Annotated in this window: 18 protein-coding genes; 15 read left to right on the top strand and 3 right to left on the bottom strand. The window is 64.8% G+C overall.

The annotated features are described in order from the left end of the window. The first annotated feature begins 62 nt into the window (after nt 1-62). The 15 genes from P0D89_RS01680 (at nt 63) to P0D89_RS01750 (ending at nt 18,347) form a co-directional block, all read left to right on the top strand. The gene (locus P0D89_RS01680; RefSeq protein ID WP_408356653.1) at nt 63-1,082 is read left to right on the top strand and encodes an ABC transporter substrate-binding protein; all 1,020 of its coding nucleotides are present in this window, start codon (nt 63-65) and stop codon (nt 1,080-1,082) included. A gap of 273 nt (nt 1,083-1,355) precedes the next feature. Then, entirely contained in the window at nt 1,356-2,987 is a 1,632-nt protein-coding gene (locus P0D89_RS01685; protein WP_408356651.1) for a sugar ABC transporter ATP-binding protein, read from the top strand. Between the two features lie 58 nt (nt 2,988-3,045). Next, nucleotides 3,046-4,017 carry an ABC transporter permease gene (locus P0D89_RS01690; RefSeq protein WP_408356764.1) on the top strand — a complete coding sequence of 324 codons (972 nt, stop codon included), beginning with the start codon at nt 3,046-3,048 and terminating at the stop codon, nt 4,015-4,017. Nucleotides 4,018-4,057: 40 nt separating this feature from the next. After that, nucleotides 4,058-5,017 carry an ABC transporter permease gene (locus tag P0D89_RS01695; RefSeq protein WP_408356649.1) on the top strand — a complete coding sequence of 320 codons (960 nt, stop codon included), beginning with the start codon at nt 4,058-4,060 and terminating at the stop codon, nt 5,015-5,017. A gap of 665 nt (nt 5,018-5,682) precedes the next feature. Then, the gene (locus tag P0D89_RS01700) at nt 5,683-6,453 is read left to right on the top strand and encodes a ferredoxin--NADP reductase (protein WP_074285705.1); all 771 of its coding nucleotides are present in this window, start codon (nt 5,683-5,685) and stop codon (nt 6,451-6,453) included. Between the two features lie 432 nt (nt 6,454-6,885). Further along, nucleotides 6,886-7,731: a sensor histidine kinase gene (locus tag P0D89_RS01705; protein WP_408356647.1), complete on the top strand. Its 846-nt coding sequence runs from the start codon at nt 6,886-6,888 to the stop codon at nt 7,729-7,731. Nucleotides 7,732-7,741: 10 nt separating this feature from the next. Next, nucleotides 7,742-8,398 carry a response regulator transcription factor RqpR gene (rqpR, locus tag P0D89_RS01710; RefSeq protein ID WP_408356645.1) on the top strand — a complete coding sequence of 219 codons (657 nt, stop codon included), beginning with the start codon at nt 7,742-7,744 and terminating at the stop codon, nt 8,396-8,398. A 321-nt stretch (nt 8,399-8,719) separates the two neighbouring features. Further along, entirely contained in the window at nt 8,720-10,111 is a 1,392-nt protein-coding gene (gene bcaP / locus P0D89_RS01715; RefSeq protein WP_408356643.1) for a branched-chain amino acid transporter BcaP, read from the top strand. Nucleotides 10,112-10,612: 501 nt separating this feature from the next. Then, complete coding sequence (locus tag P0D89_RS01720) at nt 10,613-11,137, top strand: (2Fe-2S)-binding protein (RefSeq protein WP_408356641.1); 525 nt, start codon at nt 10,613-10,615, stop codon at nt 11,135-11,137. Nucleotides 11,138-11,147: 10 nt separating this feature from the next. Continuing rightward, nucleotides 11,148-13,529: a xanthine dehydrogenase family protein molybdopterin-binding subunit gene (locus P0D89_RS01725; protein WP_408356639.1), complete on the top strand. Its 2,382-nt coding sequence runs from the start codon at nt 11,148-11,150 to the stop codon at nt 13,527-13,529. A 22-nt stretch (nt 13,530-13,551) separates the two neighbouring features. Further along, nucleotides 13,552-14,349: an FAD binding domain-containing protein gene (locus P0D89_RS01730; RefSeq protein ID WP_408356637.1), complete on the top strand. Its 798-nt coding sequence runs from the start codon at nt 13,552-13,554 to the stop codon at nt 14,347-14,349. Between the two features lie 167 nt (nt 14,350-14,516). Then, entirely contained in the window at nt 14,517-15,404 is an 888-nt protein-coding gene (locus P0D89_RS01735; RefSeq protein WP_408356635.1) for an AAA family ATPase, read from the top strand. A 5-nt stretch (nt 15,405-15,409) separates the two neighbouring features. Next, nucleotides 15,410-16,747 (top strand): vWA domain-containing protein, encoded by a 1,338-nt coding sequence (locus P0D89_RS01740; protein WP_408356633.1) that lies wholly within the window; start codon nt 15,410-15,412, stop codon nt 16,745-16,747. Next, nucleotides 16,738-17,352 (top strand): SRPBCC family protein, encoded by a 615-nt coding sequence (locus tag P0D89_RS01745; RefSeq protein WP_408356631.1) that lies wholly within the window; start codon nt 16,738-16,740, stop codon nt 17,350-17,352. Before P0D89_RS01740 ends, P0D89_RS01745 begins: the two co-directional genes overlap by 10 nt. Next, nucleotides 17,325-18,347: an XdhC family protein gene (locus tag P0D89_RS01750; protein ID WP_408356629.1), complete on the top strand. Its 1,023-nt coding sequence runs from the start codon at nt 17,325-17,327 to the stop codon at nt 18,345-18,347. Before P0D89_RS01745 ends, P0D89_RS01750 begins: the two co-directional genes overlap by 28 nt. A gap of 54 nt (nt 18,348-18,401) precedes the next feature. On the opposite strand, the gene P0D89_RS01755 is transcribed toward P0D89_RS01750, so the two are convergent. The 3 genes from P0D89_RS01755 to P0D89_RS01765 form a co-directional block, all read right to left on the bottom strand. After that, nucleotides 18,402-19,142, bottom strand: a complete 741-nt coding sequence (locus P0D89_RS01755) for a PepSY-associated TM helix domain-containing protein (RefSeq protein ID WP_408356627.1) — start codon at nt 19,140-19,142, stop codon at nt 18,402-18,404. A 485-nt stretch (nt 19,143-19,627) separates the two neighbouring features. Beyond that, nucleotides 19,628-20,656 carry a serine/threonine protein kinase gene (locus P0D89_RS01760; RefSeq protein WP_408356625.1) on the bottom strand — a complete coding sequence of 343 codons (1,029 nt, stop codon included), beginning with the start codon at nt 20,654-20,656 and terminating at the stop codon, nt 19,628-19,630. Between the two features lie 93 nt (nt 20,657-20,749). After that, nucleotides 20,750-20,962 carry a hypothetical protein gene (locus P0D89_RS01765; RefSeq protein ID WP_149668694.1) on the bottom strand — a complete coding sequence of 71 codons (213 nt, stop codon included), beginning with the start codon at nt 20,960-20,962 and terminating at the stop codon, nt 20,750-20,752. Nucleotides 20,963-21,240: the final 278 nt, after the last annotated feature.

Consider the following 21,240-nt stretch of genomic DNA (forward strand, 5'->3'; position numbering starts at 1 on the left):
GGCCGGCACAAACAACTCAAAAAGCAAATACAACCCTACCTCACCAGGTACTGGAGGAAGACATGGCGTCGCTCAACACGCAGTCGCGCAAGCACGCGCGCAAGCAGCAGATTCGTCCGCTGGCAGGTTCGCTGCTGGCTCTGGCAATCGGTTTCGGCGTCGCCACCGCGCACGCCGACGACGCGTTGCCGAAGCTGGTCACCAAGACCCCGTTGAAGGTCGGTTTCGCGCAGACCGAAAGCAACAATCCGTGGCGTCTCGCGGAAACCAGGAGCTTCAAGGACGTCGCGGCCAAATGCGGCTGGCAGATCGTGATGACCGATGCCAACGGCTCCAACGCCAAACAGGTCTCCGACATTCAAAGCATGATCGCGCAGCACGTCGATCTGCTGGTGTTCCCGCCGCGCGAAGAAAAGCCGCTTGCGCCGATCGTGTTGCAGGCCAAAAAAGCCGGCATTCCGGTGATTCTGGTTGACCGCGATGTCGATCAATCGGTCGCCAAGGCGGGCCGCGACTACATCACGTTCATCGGTTCGGACTTCATCGACCAGGGCCAGCGCGCCGCCGACTGGCTCGTGAAGGCGACCAACGGCAAGGCGAAGATCATCGAACTCGAAGGCACGACCGGCGCGTCGGCCGCGAACGATCGCAAGAAGGGCTTCGACGAAATCATCGCGAAGAATTCGGGCATGACGATCATCGCGTCGCAAAGCGGCGACTTCGCGCGCGACAAGGGTCGTCAGGTAATGGAAACGCTGTTGCAGGCGCATCCGGACGTCACGGCGGTCTACGCGCACAACGACGAAATGGCGCTTGGCGCGATCGCCGCGATCAAGGCCGCCGGCAAGCAGCCGGGCAAGGACATCCAGATCGTCACGATCGACGGCACCAAGGGCGGCATGGATGCAATCGCCGCCGGCGAACTCGGCGCGAGCGTGCAGTCGAGCCCGTTCTTCGGCCCGCTCGCCTGCGATGTCGCGCAGCGTTACGCGAAGGGCGAGAAGATCCCGACGTGGGTCAAGGTGTCCGACCGGTTCTACGACAAGAGCAACGTGCAGCAGAGCATGCAGTACGGCTATTGATCGAGAAGCGATAGGCAAGCGCCCCTAGGGGACTCGTTTCACAGCGTTGCAGCAGGAAGTCACCCGGCTTTAAAAACGTCTCCTCGGCGGCCGGGTGACGGGAAGGGTTCGAAGCGACGCGCCCGTGATTGCACGGACCGTCGCTTCGCTTTTATGCGGCGTAACATGTTTCGACCGCGAAGCTTCGAACACGCCCCTGTATCCAGCCCGCACACGCACGGCGACTCATCCGTGCGAGCCTGCGCAGCACCCGCATCAGGAGGACTCCCCGTGATGGAATCCGGCAAAGAGACGCCACACTCCCCCCTCGCCCGTTCGCCGCTGCTCGAGATGCAGGACATCGGCATCAGCTTCGGCGGCGTGCCCGCGCTGCGCGGCGCCAATCTGAGCGTCGCCGCCGGCGAAGTGCATGCGCTGATCGGCCAGAACGGCGCCGGCAAATCGACCATGATCAAGATCCTGACCGGCGCGTATCGGCGCGGCTCGGGCAGCGTGCGCTTCGAAGGCCAGGAAGTCGATTTCCGCACGCCGAAGCAGGCGCGCGAAGCCGGCATCAGCACGATCTATCAGGAGATCAACCTGGTGCCGTTCCGCTCCGTGGCGGAGAACATTTTTCTCGGCCGCGAGCCGCGCCGCTTCGGCCTGATCGATTGGCGCGCGGTGCAGCAGCGCGCTAGCGCGCTGCTCGAATCGTTCGGCTTGCAGATCGACGTGAAGAAGCCGGTGGGCCGCTATTCGACCGCGATCCAGCAAATGGTGGCGCTCGCGCGCGCAGTGTCGTCGGACGCGAAGATGGTGATCATGGACGAGTCCACTTCGTCGCTCGACGAACGCGAAGTGGAGCTGCTCTTCACCGTGGTGCGCAAGCTGCGCGATGACGGCCGCGCGGTGATCTTCGTGTCGCACCGGCTCGACGAGCTTTACGCGCTGTGCGACCGCGTCACCGTGATGCGCGACGGCCAGACCGTCGCGCAAAGCACGATGGCGGAGATGGACAAGCTGCAACTCGTCACGACGATGCTGGGCCGCACGCTGGCCGCCGTCGTGCAGGAAGACACCGCTTCGCGCGAAGCGAACCTCGCGCGGCGCGGCAAGCAGGCGATTGCGGCCACGCAGTTGGGCGCGCATCCGAAGGTGAGCGACGTGTCACTCGAAGTGCATGCGGGCGAAGCGGTGGGTCTCGCGGGCCTGCTCGGCTCGGGCCGCACGGAGACCATGCGGCTGATGTTCGGCGCCGATCCGCTGGAGCAAGGCTCGCTGTCGATCGGCGGCGCAGCGGTCACATTGAAGTCGCCGCAGGACGCGATCGCGCGCGGCCTCGCGTATCTCACTGAGGACCGCAAGGGCGAAGGCATCGTGCCCGAGCTGTCGGTGCGCGACAACCTCACGCTGGTCTGCCTGCGTACGCTTGCGAAGAACGGCGTGGTCGACGTGAAGAAGCAGCAGGCGATCGTCGAGCGCTTCATCGCGTCGCTCGGCATCAAGCTGCGTTCCGCCGATCAGCCGATCCGCGAACTGTCCGGCGGCAATCAGCAGAAGGTGCTGCTGGCGCGCTGGCTCGCCGCCGAGCCGTCGCTGCTGCTGCTCGACGAACCGACGCGCGGCATCGATGTCGGCGCCAAAGCCGATGTCGCGAAGATCGTGCGCGAGTTGCGCGACGCAGGGCTCGCGGTGCTGCTGTCCGCGTCGGAACTCGAAGAGCTGACCGCGGTGGCCGACCGCGCGGTCGTGATCCGCGACGGTCGCACGGTCGCCGAACTGAACGGCGCCGACATGAGCGAGACCGCGATCATGGATGCCATCGCCTACGGCAGCGAAGGCCATTCGCAACTGGCCGAAGCCGCGCAAACGGCTAACGCCGCTCATATCGAAGACGCGTTGGAGGGCGACCGTCATGGCGCTTAAGCTGCACACCGAGTCGCTGCAGACCGAACCGGCGCGGCATGGCGACGCCGCCGCGTCCATGGCCGCCGCGCCACGCGCGCAACCCGCGAGCACCGCACGGAAATGGCGGCAGCTCGCGATGCAGCGCGAAATCATCGTGCTGCTCGCGATGGTGCTGTTCAACCTGATCTTCACGCCGCACTTCTGGTCGCTGCAAACCTTCAACGTGAACATGACCCAGGTGGTGACGATCGTGATCGTCGGCATCGGCATGACGCTGGTGGTGGCGACGGGCGGCATCGACCTGTCGGTGGGCGCGTCGATGGCGATCTCCGGCGCGCTCGCGCCGATGCTGTTCCTCAACATAGCGGGGCCCGGCGGCATTGCGCTCGCGTTCGTGCTGCCGGTGCTGGCCGCCGCCCTATGCGGCGTGTTCAACGGCTTGCTGGTGACGAGGCTATCCGTGCAGCCGATTGTCGCGACGCTGGTGCTGTTCATCGCCGGACGCGGCATCGCGCAGGTCGTCACCGACGGCAGCCTGCAAGCGTTCAACACGCCCGCCTTCCAGTGGATCGCGCTCGGCAAGATCGCGGGCGTACCCTTTCAGGTGCTGCTGATGCTGGCGCTGGTCGGCGCGTTCGTGTGGGTCGTGCGCAAGACGCTGTTCGGCCAATACTTGCTGATCACCGGCGGCAACGAAAAAGCCGCGTATCTGTGCGGCGTGCCGACCGCCACCGTGAAGCTGATCGCATACACGCTGTGCGCGGCGCTCGCGGGGCTCGCCGGGCTGATCTCGATCTCGGTGAATTCGTCGTCGGATGCGAACGTGGTGGGGCTCGGCGTCGAGCTGGATGCGATCGCTGCGGTCGCCGTCGGCGGCACTGCGCTGACGGGCGGCAAGGCGTACATCGGCGGCACGCTGATCGGCGCGCTGATCATCCAGTTGCTGCGCTACACGCTGCTCGCGCACGGCATTCCCGACGCGGCGGCGCTGGTGGTGAAGGCCGGCATCATCGTCGCGGCCGTTTATGTGCAGCGGCGCTCGCGCTAACGCCTAACGCAGTTCACGGACACTCCCCGGACTCGATGCGATGAAAAAGAATCTTCCTATCCTGCTCGCCCTGGCGGCTCTCGTCGTCTTCGGCCTCGTGCGCTACGAGCATTTCGGCTCGGCGTACAACATCACGTCGTTCTGGCGCTACAACTCGATGTTCGCGCTGATCTCGATCGGCATGGCCTTCGTGATCATCACCGGCGGCATCGACCTGTCGGTCGGCACGGTCGCCGCGCTGGCGAGCGTGGTCGCCGCGCTAACCAGCGTGTATGGCGGCTGGGTCGCCGTGCTGGCGGGCTGCACGGCTGGTCTCGCGGTCGGCGTGTTGAACGGCCTGATCATCACCCGGCTGAAGATCCTGCCCTTCATCGTGACGCTCGCGACGAGCCTGGGCGCTCACGGCGTGGCGCTGCTGCTCGGCAAGAACGATGCGGTATCGATCGCGGCCGAGTCGAACTTCGGCAACTTCGGGCAAGGCGATCTGTTCGGGCTGCCGATTCCGGGCATCGTCGCGCTGGTCGCCGCTGTGGCCGGCTGGCTTGCGCTGCGCAGTTCGCGCTTCGGGCGGCATGCGCTGGCGATCGGCGGCAGCGAGGAAGCAGCGCGGCTGATGGGGCTGAACGTCGACCGCACGCTGGTGACGGCTTATGCGGTCAGCGGTCTGCTGGCCGGCATGGCGGGCGTGATCCTCGCCGCGCAGTTCGGTGCGGGACAGCCGAACGAAGGGGTGGGCTGGGAGCTGTTCGCGATTTCGGCGGTCGTGCTCGGCGGCACGCTCCTCACCGGCGGCGAGGGCTCGGTGGCGATGACCATTGCCGGCGTGCTGCTACTGGGCCTGGTGTTCAACCTGCTGAACTTCGAAAACGGACTGGGTTTCATCAGCTTGTCGGCTTACTGGCAGTCGGTGATTCGCGGCGTGTTCCTGCTGCTGGTGATCGTGTTGCAGGCGAGAGTGCTGAAGCAGCGGGGGAAAAAGCGGGCGACGGCGCCAGCATGATCAGGTCGTGAGAGTGGGCGGACCTGCTGGCGTGCGCTTCGCGGCGGTTCGGGCGGTCGCCAACTATGCTTGCACTATTCGGCGTCATCAGAACATCATTCGATCGAAGTCTTATCCGGTCTGTGGCCTGCGCTTACCCAAGCAAGCTTTTCTCCCATTTGTGTACCAAAAATAGACGGCCCAGACGGCGCGAACTCAAAGTACGCTGCACTCGCGTCACGCCAGCTCTTTTTGGCTGATTCCGCACCCGTGGCGCACCATTTGCCAGTTTTCTCACCAGGGTCAATGCTGCAGCGCACGCCGGCTTTCGGTATCATCCCGACCATGTTGCCCGCGCGGCGCGTCTATCCGACGCATGCCGGACAGCCGATGGCAGCCGCCATGCGCGGCTTTCGCCCATCGCCGTACCCCTTGCCGAAGCGCGGCGGCATCCACGCCAAACGTAGCTCGCGGCGCCCGTTGTATCGACAGCCGGCGCCCACGCTTGGCAGGTCCGGCAACCCGCTTCACGACGCTCAACCGCCGCGCCGCCGCCCTCAGGCAGCGGGCGCGGTAAAATAGCGGATTGCGCGTGACTCCCATCACGGGTTAGCGCAGCATCGCCCTTGCCGTGCCGGCCGGCTAAAACGACTGGCCGCCTTTGTTTTCGCACTATCCAAGAAGCCATGAGCAACCTGAATTCACAAACCGTCCTGAGCGTCCATCACTGGACCGATACGCTTTTCAGCTTCACCTGCACGCGCGATCCGTCGTTCCGTTTTGAAAACGGCCAGTTCACGATGGTGGGCCTCGAAGTCGACGGCAAGCCGCTGATCCGCGCCTACAGCCTCGCTAGTGCGAACTACGAAGAACATCTCGAATTCCTGAGCATCAAGGTGCAGGACGGCCCGCTCACGTCGCGTTTGCAGCATCTGAAGGTCGGCGACGAAGTCCTGATCGGCAAGAAACCGGTCGGCACGCTGATGGCCGACAACCTGCTGCCGGGCAAAACGCTGTGGCTGCTGTCCACCGGCACGGGCCTCGCCCCGTTCATGTCGATCATTAAAGATCCGGACATTTACGACCGCTACGAGCGCGTCGTGCTCACGCACACCTGCCGTTTCGTCGACGAACTGGCGTACAAGGAATACATCACCGACCACCTGCCGGCGCACGAGCACTTGGGTGAACTGGTGCAGGAAAAGCTGCTGTACTACCCGACGGTCACGCGCGAAGCGTTCCAGAACCGCGGCCGCATCACCGAACTGATCGAAACCGAAAAGCTGTTCGCCGACCTCGGCGTGCCGGGCTTCTCGCTCGAAGACGACCGCGTGATGCTGTGCGGGAGCCCGCACATGCTGCGCGATACGCGCAAGCTGCTGGACGACCTGGGCTTCCAGGAAGGCAGCAACAATGCGCCGGGCCACTACGTGGTCGAAAAGGCGTTCGTCGGCTAAGCCACGTAGCGTTTTCGCGGCCCGCGCCGCCGACTCAGCAAAAAGGAGCCTTCTGGCTCCTTTTTTGTTGCTGGTTACAATTGGCGTCATCATGACGGAAATTTGACGTCAGAATTCTTCCTACAAAAAAGTGGCTTGCAAACATCAACCATTGCATGAAAAGTGTGCGCTAAGCCTTGGTGGCACTGCATTCTTTCTTTTTTTGAGATATCATCGCGCCGCACGATCAGTCGAATTGACACGCTTTTATTGGTTCGGCTTGATTGTTACCGAATGTAACTTTCGTTACTTCGTACCATAGCGTTTTGTCGTTCGCGCGCTGCGCGTGACGGCTACACCTGGGAGGCTAGAGACTCGCATGCGTTCTTTCGTCTTCGTGCCGCCGATGCGCACCCGCCTCGCGGTCCACACGGCTTCCTGAGAGGGAAACTCATGGATACGCCGACTGCCGTCCAGTTCAACGCCCCCTTTTCTTCGTCAGTGGTTCGTGACGGGTTCGACGCGCCGTCGTCGACCGAACGCGAGCTTGCACGGCTGCGCGCACGAGTGCGCGAGCTGTCGGCCGAACTCGTGCAGGCGCAGGAAGCCGCCTGCCGTCACGTGGCGCGCGAACTGCACGACGGCGTGGGCGCCGAGCTGACCGCGACGCGCTTCGCGCTGGCCGGCGTCGAAACCTGGCTGCCCGCCGACGCGCCGCCGCAATGCGCCGCCGCGCTCGCGGTCGCGAACCGCTCGCTCGACGCCGTGTACGCGGCAAGCCGTCAGGCCATCGCGGAACTACACGGGTCATCGCTCGATGCGGGCCTCGTCAGCGCGCTGGCGCACTGGACCGGCGACTTCGCCACGCGCACGCGGTTGCGCACCAACTTCGTCTGCGCCACCGACGTGCGCCTCACGCGCCTGCCCGCCGACGCAGCGCTGGCCGTGTTCCGGGTCGCGCAGGAAGCGCTGAACAACATCGCCAGGCACGCTCGCGCCGAATCGGCAGACGTGCGGATCGAGACCAGCCGACGTCACCTCACGCTCCTCGTCAGCGACGACGGCATCGGGCTCACACGCAACGCCCGCAACCCCCGGCACGGCCATTTCGGGCTGAGCGGCATGCAGGCGCGCTGCGCCGCCTTCGACGGCACGCTGCGTGTCAGCGCCCGGCGTGCCGGCGTGCAGGGTGGCGCGAGCGCCAACGCGCCACGCGGAACGTTGTTGCAGGCGCGCTTCGCCTGGGACGCGATGCTCGCGCGCACGCCTCGCCCCGAGCGGCGCGCACTGCAATCGTGAGCGCGCCGTCATGAGCCTGCGCATCCTGATCGCCGACGATCACGCCGTGGTTCGCCAGGGCGTGCGCCAATTGCTGCTCGACCGCGGCGTGGCGCGCGAAGTGAACGAAGCGCAAAGCGGCGCCGAAGCGCTCGACGCCGTCGGCCAGCACAGCTACGACGTGGTGCTGCTCGATATCTCACTGCCCGACATGAACGGCGTCGAAGTGCTCAAACGCCTGAAGCGCAAGGTGCCGCGCGCGGCGGTGCTGATGTTCTCGATGTACCGCGAGGACCAGTACGCGGTGCGCGCGCTGAAGGCCGGGGCGTCCGGCTACCTGTCGAAAACGGTCGACGCCGCGCAGATGATCGGCGCGATCCAGCAGGTCGCGGCGGGCCGCAAGTACGTGAGCCCAGCGATGGCCGAAGCGCTGGCCGACTACGTCTCCTTCGACGGCGAGCAGTTGCCGCACGAAAAGCTCTCCGATCGCGAATATCAAACGCTGTGCATGCTCGCGTCGGGCAAGCGGCTGACGGATATTGCGGCGGCGCTGTCGTTGTCGGTCAAGACAGTCAGCGTGTACCGCACGCGGCTGCTCGAGAAAATGAAGCTGCGCAATAACGCCGAACTGACGTTCTATGTGATGAGCAACCGGCTCGTCGATCTGAACCCGGCAATGGCGGGCTGACGTCGTCGCTTCGCCGTCGCCTTCGTCGTCATCGCCGCGCTATGTCTCGCGGAATAGCTCGCCATTAGCCCCCGCCCGGCTAGCCCGCAAGAGAACGAAGCCGTCCCCTTTATTCGCGCATTCGAGCGAAAGCTTTGCCGCCGCGCTGCTTCCCACGCAGGAACACCACGCGCGAAGCCCTTCCAGCTGGGAGTTTCCGCCCGCCCCCCCAAGCCGTGCGCAGGTCATCCCAAAACTAGGCGGCAGCACGCATCCGCTAAAATTGTGGGTTTCCCCGACATTCGGCGCGCAACACGCGTGCACTACTGGAGACCCACGCCAATGTCCCTGTTTCGCAAAAAGAGCGTCGAGCACATGATCGCGGCAAGCGCTCAGAACGCCGGCCTGAAAAAAGCGCTCGGCGCGCTCGATCTGACTTTCCTCGGTGTCGGCGCCATCATCGGCACCGGCATTTTCGTGCTGACCGGCACGGGCGCCGTGCAGGCCGGCCCGGCGCTGATGATCTCGTTTCTGATCGCGGCGGTCGCGTGCGGCTTCGCCGCGCTCGCCTACGCCGAATTCGCGTCGACGATTCCGGTCGCGGGTTCCATCTACACGTATTCGTATGCGACGCTCGGCGAACTGGCCGCGTGGATCATCGGCTGGGACCTGATGCTCGAATACGGGCTGGCCACGTCGGCGGTGTCGGTCGGCTGGTCGGGCTATCTGCAATCGTTGCTGTCGGGCTTCGGCGTGTCGTTGCCGGTCGCACTGACGGCGGCGCCGGGCGCGCTGCCCGGCCACGAGACGCTCTTCAACCTGCCCGCCTTCCTCGTGATGATGGCGATCACCGCGCTGTTGTCGGTCGGCGTGCGCGAATCCGCGCGGATCAACAACATCATGGTGGCGATCAAGGTGACCGTGGTGCTGCTGGTGATCGCCGTTGGCGTCTTCCACGTCACGCCGGCCAACTGGCATCCGTTCATGCCGAATGGCTGGAACGGCGTGTTCGGCGCGGCGGCGGTCATGTTCTTCGCGTTCATCGGCTTCGATTCGGTGTCGTCCGCGGCGGAAGAGGTGAAGGATCCGAAGCGCGATCTGCCGATCGGCATCATTGCGTCGCTCGGCGTGTGCGCGGTGCTGTACGTGGCAGTGGCCGCGGTGGTGACGGGCATCGTGCCGTCGGCGAAGTTCGCGAATATTTCGCACCCGGTGTCGTATGCGTTGCAGGAGGCGGGGCAGACGTGGGTCGCGGGCTTCATCGACCTCGGCGCCGTGCTCGGCATGCTGACGGTGATTCTGGTGATGGCCTATGGTCAGACACGCGTGATCTTCGCGATGTCGCGCGACGGCCTGTTGCCGGCGCGGCTGTCGCGCTTGCATCCCCGGTTTGCGACGCCGTTCTTCACGACGTGGCTCGTGGGGATTTTCTTCGGCTTGATCGGCGCGCTGGTGCCGTTGAATGTGTTGGCCGAGCTGATCAATATCGGTACGCTGGCCGCGTTCTCGATGGTGTCGATCGCCGTGCTCGTTTTGCGCAAGACGCATCCTGATTTGCCGCGCGCGTTCCGCTGCCCCGGCGTGCCAGTGGTGCCGATTCTCGCGGTGGCGTCGTGTCTGTTCCTGATGTTCAATCTTCAGGGCGTGACGTGGGCGGCATTCGTGATCTGGCTGCTGATTGGGCTGGTTATCTATTTCGGCTATTCGCGGCGCAATTCGAGGTTGGCGAAGTAAGTTTTTTCTCTGGCTGCGCGCGGTTGTTTGCCGGGAGCCCGAGCTGTCCCAAACTGCGCGCCATGAACAACGCAGTCATTCCGTCGGCGCCTCGTGCGTCGACGCGACCGCTCATCAAATCGCCTGGCCGTTTTTGCTAGCCGCCGTTTGCTGGTTATTCGTTGCGCTAGCCAATATCTCCCAGAATATCCGCCTTTTCCGCCGCCTCACGCGGCGCAAAGCCGATCCTTCCATTGCGCCAAGCCGGCGAGCACACTTCCCCTCATAGCGCGCCCGCGCGATTTGTGTTTTACTTTTCGGCAGACTCATAAAAACCGCAGCACCCGTATCGGACCCCACGAGCAGGCAGCTGAAGGCAAGAAAAAACAAAGGTCCGGTCTCATCCATCAGCAACTAACTTGCATGGGACCGGAGTAAGCGCTAAAGCGCTATCTTTGGTCTCTCGCATGGGACCGGAGTAAGCGCTAAAGCGCTAACTCCGGTCGACACAGGAGACACTTCATGGCGATCAGCATTAGTCTGACGGTGAACGGCGCACCCATTAGCGCCTCAGTCGACCCCGGCACCTTACTTGTCCAGTTCCTGCGCGATCAACTCCGCCTGACCGGCACGCACATCGGTTGCGATACGGCGCAGTGCGGCGCATGCACCGTTCACCTGAACGGCCGCGCGATCAAGTCGTGCAACATCCTCGCGGTGCAAGCCGATGGCACGAACGTCACCACGATCGAAGGGCTCGCGCAGAACGGTGCGCTGCACCCGATGCAAGCCGCGTTCAAACATTGCCACGGACTGCAGTGCGGCTTTTGTACGCCCGGCATGGTGATGAGCGCGGTTTCGCTCGTACAGCGTCAACCCGACCTCACCGGCGACGACGTGCGCGCCCAGTTCGACGGCAATCTGTGCCGCTGCACGGGCTATCACAACATCGTCAAGGCAGTGCTCGAAGGCGCCGCAGGCATGAAGTCGTCGGACACGGCCGCCGCCAATGCCAACGCGGCGGCCGCCGCACCGGCCACCGCCTGAGGAGCCGACGATGAACGCACCTGACACCCACCTCATCGGCGCTTCCGTCGAACGCAAGGAAGACTACCGGTTCCTGACCGGCAGCGGCCAGTACACCGACGACATCGTCCTGCCCCAGCAAACCTACGCGGTGTTCCTGCGCTCGCCGCACGCGCACGCGAAGATCACCAGCATCGACACCACAGCAGCGAAACAGTCGGCGGGCGTGGTCGCGATCTTCACCGGCGCGGACATGGCCGCGGATAACGTCGGCGGCCTGCCATGCGGCTGGCTGATCCACAGCACCGACGGCAAGCCGATGAACGAGCCGCCTCATCCGATCATCGCGCATACCAAAGTACGCCACGTCGGCGATCAGGTCGCGCTCGTGATCGCCGATTCGATCAAGGCCGCGAAAGACGCAGCCGAATTGATCGAGGTCGACTACGACGTGCTGCCGGCCGTGGTCGACACCGCGCATGCGGACGACCCGGGCCAGCCCGCCGTTCACGACGAAGTGCCGAACAACGTCTGCTACAACTGGGGCCACGGCGACAAAGCCGCGACCGACGCCGCGTTCGCCAAGGCCGCGCACGTCACCACGCTCGACATCGTCAACAACCGGCTGATCCCGAACGCGATCGAACCGCGCGCAGTCAACGCGAGCTACTCGATGCAGGACGACAGCTACACGCTCTACGTCGCGAATCAGAATCCGCACGTGGAGCGTCTGCTGATGGCCGCGTTCGTGCTGTCGCTGCCGGAATCGAAGCTGCGCGTGATCGCGCCGGACGTGGGCGGCGGCTTCGGCTCGAAGATCTTCCTGTACGCCGAAGACGTCGCGCTCACGTGGGCCTCGAAGAAGATCCGCCGTCCAGTCAAATGGACGGCCGAACGCTCGGAAGCGTTCATCTCCGATGCGCACGGCCGCGATCACGTGACGAAGGCCGAACTCGCGATGGACGCGGACGGCAAGTTCCTCGCCATGCGTGTCCACACGACCGCTAACATGGGCGCGTATCTATCGACCTTCGCGTCATGCGTGCCGACCATCCTGTACGCGACGCTGCTCGCCGGGCAGTACGCAACGCCTGCGATCTATGCGGAAGTGAAAGCGGTCTTCACCAACACCGTTCCCGTGGATGCCTATCGCGGCGCGGGCCGCCCCGAAGCGACCTACGTGGTGGAGCGTCTGGTCGAAACCGCGGCGCGCGAGATGAACCTCGATCCCGCGGAAATCCGCCGCCGCAATTTCATCCGCCAGTTCCCGTACGCGACGCCGGTCGGGCTCACCTACGACACCGGCGACTACGACGCGATCCTCGCGCGCTCGCTCGAACTCGCGGACGTCAATGGTTTCGCCGCGCGTCGGCAGGAATCCGAAAAGAACGGCAAGCGGCGTGGACTTGGTTACTCGTGCTACATCGAAGCCTGCGGCCTCGCGCCGTCGAACATCGCGGGCGCGTTGGGCGCGCGCGCCGGTCTCTTCGAAGTAGGACAAATCCGCGTGCATCCGACCGGTTCGGTCACGGTGTTCACCGGCTCGCACAGCCATGGCCAGGGGCACGAGACCACCTTCGCGCAAGTGGTCGCCGACCGGCTCGGCATTGCGCTGGAGAGCGTCGAGATCGTGCACGGCGACACCGGCCGCATCGCGTTCGGCATGGGGACGTATGGCTCGCGCTCGATCGCGGTCGGCGGCACGGCGATCATGAAGGCGCTCGACAAGATCGAAGCCAAGGCGAAGAAAATCGCCGCGCACCTGCTCGAAGCCGCGGCCGAGGACATCGAATTCAAGGACGGCGTGTTCCGCGTCGCGGGCACCGACCGCACCAAGGCCTTCGCCGAAATCTCGCTCGCCGCGTACGTGCCGCACAACTATCCGCTCGACGTGCTCGAACCGGGCCTCGAAGAAAGCGCGTTCTACGATCCGACCAACTTCACCTATCCGTCCGGCGCGTACATCTGCGAGGTCGAAGTCGATCCGGAGACGGGCGTGTGCCGGATCCAGCAGTTCACCGCGGTCGACGATTTCGGCAACGTGATCAATCCGATGATCGTCGAAGGCCAGGTGCATGGCGGGCTCGCGCAGGGCATCGGCCAGGCGATGCTGGAACGCTGCGTGTACGACAACGACAGCGGCCAGCTGCTCTCCGGCTCGTACATGGACTACGCGATGCCGCATGCGTCCGATCTGCCGAACTTCACCGTCGAAACCGCGAAGGGCACGCCGTGCACGCACAATCCGCTCGGCGTGAAAGGCTGCGGCGAAGCGGGTGCGATCGGCTCGCCGCCGGCGGTGATCAACGCGATCATCGACGCGCTTGCGCCGCTCGGCGTGACCGATCTGCAAATGCCGGCGACGCCGCATCGCGTGTGGTCTGCGATTCACGCGGCCACGCAACCCCACTGAGACCCTGAGCGGAGCATTCGACATGTATTCATTCGAGTATCAACGCGCGACGGATCCCAAAGCGGCCGCCGCCATCCTCACCGCCGACAGCGACGCGAAGTTTCTCGCCGGCGGCCAAAGCCTGCTGCCCACCATGCGGCTGCGTCTCGCGCAGCCGTCGCAACTGGTCGACGTGACACGGATTGCGGCGCTCAAGTCGATCAGCGTCGACGCAGACACGGTGACGATCGGCGCGGCGGTCTGTCATGCCGACGTCGCGGATCACGCGGAGTTGCGACGCGTGTCGCCGGGGCTCGCGGAGCTCGCCGCGCATATCGGCGATCGCCAGGTGCGCGCGCTCGGCACGATCGGCGGCTCGCTCGCCAACAACGACCCGGCTGCCTGCTACCCGGCGGCGGCGCTGGCGTTGGACGCGACCATCGTCACGGACCGGCGGCGCATCGCGGCAAGCGACTTCTTCGTCGGCATGTACGAGACCGCGCTGGCGCCCGACGAACTGATCGTCGCCGTCGAGTTTCCGGTGCCGGAGCGTGCGGCGTATGAGAAATTCCGCAATCCCGCTTCGCACTTCGCGCTGGTCGGCGTGTTCGTCGCGAAGTTCGCGAGCGGCGTGCGTGTCGCAGTGACGGGCGCGGCGTCGTCGGTATTTCGCGTGCCGGAGCTGGAAAGCGCGCTGTCGGCGGATTTCACGCCGGACGCCGCACGCTCGGTCAGCGTGCCGTCCGCCGATCTGAACACCGACATGCACGCGAGCGCCGAGTACCGCGCACATCTGATTCCGGTGCTGGCCGCTCGCGCCGTAACAAAGGCGAACGCTTAGCGGTCCTTGCTATCGGCGGCTGACGTGGCGTGTTTTTCAAGCACGTCAGCCCCGTTCGCCAATACACGCGAACAAGCAAACATGCGACGCAACGCGCGCCGGCCTGCTTCGCGCTTCGCGGGCGTCACGTTTCACCGGCCAAACACGCGCGCAGATTCAGGACCACCATGCAGCCAGCTTCGATCGACGACACCCTCGCGCAACTCGCGGCCCAGCGCTATTTCGCCAGCCGCGAGCTGGCAACCGCGCTGTATCTCGCGTTGCGCATGGAGCGGCCGTTGTTCGTCGAAGGCGAGCCGGGCGTCGGCAAGACCGAGCTCGCCAAAGCCGCAGCCGGCATGCTCGGCACCACGATGTTGCGGCTGCAATGCTATGAGGGGCTCGACACGGCCAGCGCGCTCTACGAGTGGGACTACCCGCGGCAGATCATGGCGCTGCGTCTGGCTGAAGCCGCGGGCGACCGGCCTGACAACGACACCTTGTATCGCGGCGAATTTCTGCTGAAGCGGCCGCTGCTGCAAGCGCTGATGCCGGATGAAAATCACCCCGACGCGCGGCGCGTGCTGCTGATCGACGAGATAGACCGCGCCGACGAGCCGTTCGAAGCGTTCCTGCTGGAACTGCTTTCGGACTTCCAGGTATCGATTCCCGAGTACGGCTCGGTGCGCGCGACGCAGCCGCCGCTCGTCGTGATGACGTCGAACCGCACCCGCGAAGTGCACGATGCGCTGAAGCGCCGCTGTCTGTATCAATGGATCGGCTATCCGGAGCGCGATCGCGAACTGGAAATCGTCGCCGCGCGAGCGCCGCACACATCGGCCGAGTTGCAGCGCCGGGCGGTCGATTTCGTACATCGGCTGCGCGGCATGGATCTGTTCAAGGCGCCGGGCATCGCCGAAACGATCGACTGGTGCCGCGCGCTCGAAGCGCTGTCGGTGACGGAACTCGATCCGCAGTCGGTGCAGAACACGTTGGGCGTGCTGCTCAAGTATCAGGACGATCTGGCGCGCGTGGATGCCGCGCAGATCGCGCAGTGTCTCGCGACACCGGGATAGTGAGCATGTCGAACCGAACTGATGCTAGCGATAGCGATGCCGCCGATTCGAACCCACAAGCGGATTTGAGAGGCGCGCGAACCTCAAGCACAACCTCGGCCGCACCCGCCGCGCCGCTCGGCGGCGACACCCCCACGCTCGCCCGCAACGTCGTCCATTTCGTGCGCGTCTTGCGCGGCGCGGGCTTGCCGATGTCGCCCGCGCAAGCCGTCGACGCACTCGCCGGCTTGCACTGGATCGAGCTCGACCGTCGGGACGACGTGCGCGCCGCTCTCGCCGCGCTGCTGGTGTCCGCGCCCGACGAGCGCGACCTGTTCAACGCCGCGTTCGACCTGTTCTGGCGCGACCCCGACTGGGAAGGCAAGCTGCGCGCGCTGCTGCTGCCGAAAGTCCGCGACGGGCTGCCACCGCCCAAACGCAACAACCGTCTCGCCGATGCGCTCGCGGTACGCGTGCCGCCATCGCCGCATCGCAACGCACCGCAGGAAACCGAACAGCACGAGTTGCACGCGCACGTCACGTTCAGTGCCGAAGAGCGCCTGCGTCATCGCGACTTCGACACCCTTTCCGCCGACGAATGGCGTACCTTGCGTCATCTGATCCGTGGCCAGCGGCTGCCACTCGCGACCGAGCCGACGCGCCGTCTGAAGGCCGCATCGCATGGCACGCATGCGGACCTACGCGCGAGCGCCCGGCACGCGGTGCGCGCGGGCGGCGACTGGACGGTGTGGAAGTATCGCGCGGCGGTCGAGCGCAAGCCGCCACTCGTCTTGCTGCTCGACATTTCCGGCTCGATGAGCAGCTACTCGCGCGCGGTGCTGTATTTCTGTCACGCGCTGTTGCAGTCGCGTGAACGCTTGCAGGTGTTCCTGTTCGGCACGCGCCTCACCAACGCGACGCGCGCGCTGCGCGAGCGCGACCCCGATGTGGCGATCGCGACGCTCGCCGATCTGGCGGTCGACTGGTCGGGCGGCACGCGCATCGGCGCGGCGCTCGCCGAATTCAACCGCCGCTGGGCACGGCGCGTGCTGACCGGCAGGGCCACGGTGCTGCTCGTCACCGATGGACTCGATCATGAAGCCATCGACGTGCTCGACACCGAGATGGCGCGCCTGCGTCGCTTCGCGCACCGCATCGTATGGCTCAATCCGCTGCTGCGTTTCAGCGGCTTTTCTCCGAAGGCGCGCGGCGTGCAGGCGATCCTGCCGTATGTCGACGCGCATCGTCCGGTTCATAATCTAGACAGTCTGGCTGCGTTCGGTCGCGACCTCGCGCAACTCACGCGCGCGCCTCGTCCGAGCTTGGCGGCCACGACAACCGCAGGAGCATCGTCATGGAATTGACCGAAACCCACTCGCTGCCGATCGCGCAGCAGCGCACCTGGGAAGCGCTGAACGATACGGAGATCCTGCGCGCCTGCATACCCGGTTGCGAAAGCATCGACGCGGACGGTGAGAACGCGTATCTGGTGGCGCTGAGCGCCGCGGTCGGTCCGGTCAAGGCGCGCTTCAAGGGGCGCATGCAGCTGACCGACATCGACGCGCCGAACGCATACAGCATCGTGTTCGAAGGCCAGGGCGGCGCAGCGGGTTTCGCGAAGGGCAATGCGCGCGTCATGCTCGAAGCCGACGGCGACAGCGCGACGAAGCTAACATATACGGCGAGCGCGCAGGTCGGCGGCAAGCTCGCGCAGATCGGCTCGCGGCTCGTCGATGGCGCTGCGCGTAAAATCGCGGGCGAGTTCTTCAAGCGCTTCGGCGCTCAGTTCACCGGGGAAGGCGACGGCGACAGCGCAACCGCCCAGGCCGGCGATGAGGCAACAGCAACCGCAGCCGCCGCTGCCGCCGCGCAGCCCGGCGCGGAATCGAATGACACTACCGGCGCCGAGTCCGACGCCGATGCAACGAAGAGGAAAAGATCATGGACAGCGTGGATCTCGAAGTCCTGAAGTCCAGCGCACGCTGGCTGGAAGACGGACATCGCGCGCTACTGGTGACGGTGGTCAAGACATGGGGCTCGTCGCCCCGTCCCGAAGGCGCGATGCTCGCCGTCCGCGACGACGGTCTCGTGGTGGGTTCGGTCTCGGGCGGCTGTATCGAGGACGATCTGATCGACCGCGTGCGGCAAAGGGGCATCGAGCAGACGCAGCCGGAAGCGGTCAAGTACGGCATCACGGCGGAAGAAGCGCATCGCTTCGGCCTGCCTTGCGGCGGCACGATCCAGCTGGTGCTCGAACCGTTGACGAGGCAAAGCGGCATCGCCGAACTATGCCAAGCAGTGGAAAACGGCCGCCTCGTGGCGCGCGAAGTCGACATGACGACGGGCGCGGTGCGACTCGGCGATGCGCAGGCAACCGACGGCGTGCATTTCGACGACGCGCGTCTGTTGACGATCCACGGCCCGCGTTTCCGCATGCTGGTGATCGGCGCGGGGCAGTTGTCGCGCTATCTGTGCAACATCGCGGTGGGGCTCGACTATCAGGTGACCGTGTGCGATCCGCGCGAAGAGTACACCGAGGAGTGGAACATCCCCGGCACAAAGATCGTGCGGACGATGCCGGACGATACCGTACTCGACATGAAGCTCGACGAGCGCTGCGCGGTGATCGCGCTCACGCACGATCCGAAGCTCGACGACCTCGCGCTGATGGAAGCGCTGAAGACGCCGGCGTTTTATGTCGGCGCGTTGGGTTCGAGAAGGAATAACCAGGCGCGGCGCGAGCGGCTGAAGGAGTTCGATCTGAACGAGACCGAACTGGCGCGCCTGCATGGGCCGGTCGGGATTTATATCGGCAGCCGGACGCCGCCGGAGATCGCCGTCTCTATTCTTGCCGAAGTGACGGCGGCCAAGAACGGCGTCTCGCTGCCTACGCTGCTTCAGGTCGAAGGCGCGAAGGCGGCACGGGAGATCGCCGCATCAGGCGGGACGGCTTGTAGCGTTTGATGGAAGGTTTGCGGGTGCGGCGGAGGCGCAGGCCCGGCGACGCAAACCGGCCGCTTACATCAATCCGCAGACCACAGCCGCAATCACCGATCCGCCGATCAGCACGACGCCCACCACGCGGCGTTTATTCAGCTCGGTCCACAGCAGCAAGCCGGTCAGTGAAAGCAGGATGAGGCTGCCCGCGATCGTGTCGATCAACAGCACCCAGCCGACGCTCAAGCCCACGCCTTTGTGCAGGTTGTTCATCGTCGCGAGAAACGAGTTCTGCGTGCGTTTCACCGATATGAACCCGTTGCCGACCCAGTACTCCGCCTGCACGCTTTGCGACGGCCCCATGATGCCGACCTGCCACAGCTCCGGCTGCATCGTGCTGCGATCGCCCCACGCCACCGGATGCGCCGGCTCACGCTTGGTCCGTCCCGGCTTGCCGTCGATATTCAGTTCGCTCTTGAGCCACTTCGCCATCTCCATGGGCGAATGCAGCGGCCTTTGCGGCACGGGGATCTGCATTTCCTCGACCTGCGCCTCGCCGGTCGGCACTTTCAGCGGGCCGCCCCGATGGTTCAGCAGAAAGCCGGTCACACCGAACATCAAGCCCAGCACCGCGCCCCACAAGCCGACCCAGCCATGCACCTTGCGCAGCCACTTGATGAACGTCGCGCGCCGCGAACGCTGGCGCCGCACCGCCCGCTCGGCGTCGTCCATCAGATGATGGCCGCGTTCCGGCACGTGAACGGTGTAGGGCGCGCCACGCTCGGCGGCAGGTTTCATTTCGATCGATTCAGGCGCGTTCACATCGGGCTCCAGGCGCGGCGGCTCAATCCTTTGCCGGCGCATGGCGCCAACGCGCGCTCGCCCAGCAGCGGTCAAGAAAGTGTTGAAAAGGAGGGCGGACGACCCAGCTTGGAGTCCGGGCCGTCCGGTTGAGAGGCGGGCTGGCAGTCACAGAGGAGGAGAAATGTGACAAATCGCCGGCGTTGCCTTTCAATTGAGAACGACTATCATTACACAATTAAGTGTTTTGCTCAATCTCAACGTCTGGCAGCCGCTCGACATCCGCGCGGCGCAAACGGGCGGTCCTGGGTTCGCTTCGCTTCCGGCACGTCGAGCACGCGAAAATTCGCCCCGATGACTTCACGCGGATGCGTCCCGCGATCGAAGCGATCGGGCGCGATGTGCGCGCCGAGTTGATCGTCAAGTCGACGCTGGTGGAATCGTCGAGTGTGGCGTCGCAGGCGCCTTGAAAGCGCAGGCTACGACGATGCACGGCAACGCCTGGCTCATACCGGCCAGAGCGGCCCTTCCTGCATCGCGCCGATCTGCTCGCGCATTTCGAGGATGCGGTCTTCCCAGTACCGCTGCGTGTTGAACCACGGAAACGCCGCCGGAAACGCCGGGTCGTCCCAGCGACGCGCGAGCCACGCCTGGTAGTGAATCAGCCGCAGCGTGCGCAACGCTTCGACCAGGTACAGTTCGCGCGGCTCGAACTCGCAGAAGTCCTCGTAACCGGCGAGCAGATCCGCCAGCGCACGCGACGCCTCGACGCGCTCGCCCGGCAGCAGCAGCCACAAATCCTGCACCGCCGGACCCATGCGGCTGTCGTCGAAGTCAACAAAATGCGGGCCCGCGTCGGTCCACAACACATTGCTCGGATGACAGTCGCCGTGCATGCGCAGCATGCGGATCTCGCCCGCACGCTCGAACGCGCGCTCAACGCCTTCAAGCGCGAGATTCACCACGGTTTCCCACGCGGCGCGCACGTCGTTGGGCACGAAACGTTGCGCGAGCAGGAAGTCTCGCGGCTCGTAGCCGAATGTGTGGATGTCGAGGGTGGGACGTTCGGTGTAGTCGAGGGTCTGCCCGACCGCGTGGATGCGGCCTATAAAACGCCCCAGCCATTCGAGCGTGTCGCGCCTGTCGAGGTCTGGCGCGCGGCCGCCCCGGCGCTCGAAGATCGAAAAGCGGAAACCGTCGAAGGTATGCAGCGTGCGGCCTTCCAGCTCGCGCGCGGGCACTGCCGGAATTTCCCGCGCGGTGAGATCGGCGACGAATGCATGCTCTTCGAGAATGGCAGCATCGCTCCAACGCTCGGGACGATAGAACTTCGCGACCACCGGCGGCCCGTCTTCGACGCCCACCTGATACACGCGGTTTTCGTAGCTGTTAAGCGGCAACATGCGGCCATCGGTGCGTACACCGACCGTGCTGAGCACGCTGTCGAGCGCGTCGAGCACGATTTCCGGCTGGAGCCGGGCGAAGGGCACGGCACTGTGCGCCTGGTTCTGTGAGTCGAGATTGTCGTCGTTCATGCCCGCATTGTGCGCCGGGCCGCCGTCAAAGACGAGGGCGACGGCTCACAATGCGTGATTACAACTTACACACATCCCAGCATCAAATTGCTTTCAGTGTATCTGCGCGCTCGACGGACGTACCTGCTCGCCCGTATCGATCAGGTCTTCGAGGAAGAAGGGTTCAGTATTCAGGTGCGGCGAAACGCCGGGTTCGCCGGCATACCACGCCACCATGGCCATGTCGCCAAGAATGCGCATGACAATTCCGCGCGCGCCTTGCGGCACGGCGATATGCACCGACCGGACAATGGAACCGATTTGCATGATATTTCCCCGTTTCTCGCGTAGCCGGCTTTGTGATTTCATGCCGGTCAAGGTGATGATAAAAGCGCCGCTTCGCCGCTAACGTTGCGTACGCACCCAATCTGCTGCGCGTGATACGCGTGAGAGGTTCGAGTCATTGTTCCCGTTTTACGGGGCTTTGAAAAGCGCGAATAAAAGGCTGTTCAACCGTCGTTTCGCCCTATTCCAATTACGCTGCGCGCGACCGATGATCTGGGCGTAAAACGTCGTAACCAGACCATCATAAACCCTGCTGGGGT

This window comes from Paraburkholderia sp. RL18-085-BIA-A (genome assembly GCF_046027075.1).
Lineage (GTDB): Bacteria > Pseudomonadota > Gammaproteobacteria > Burkholderiales > Burkholderiaceae > Paraburkholderia.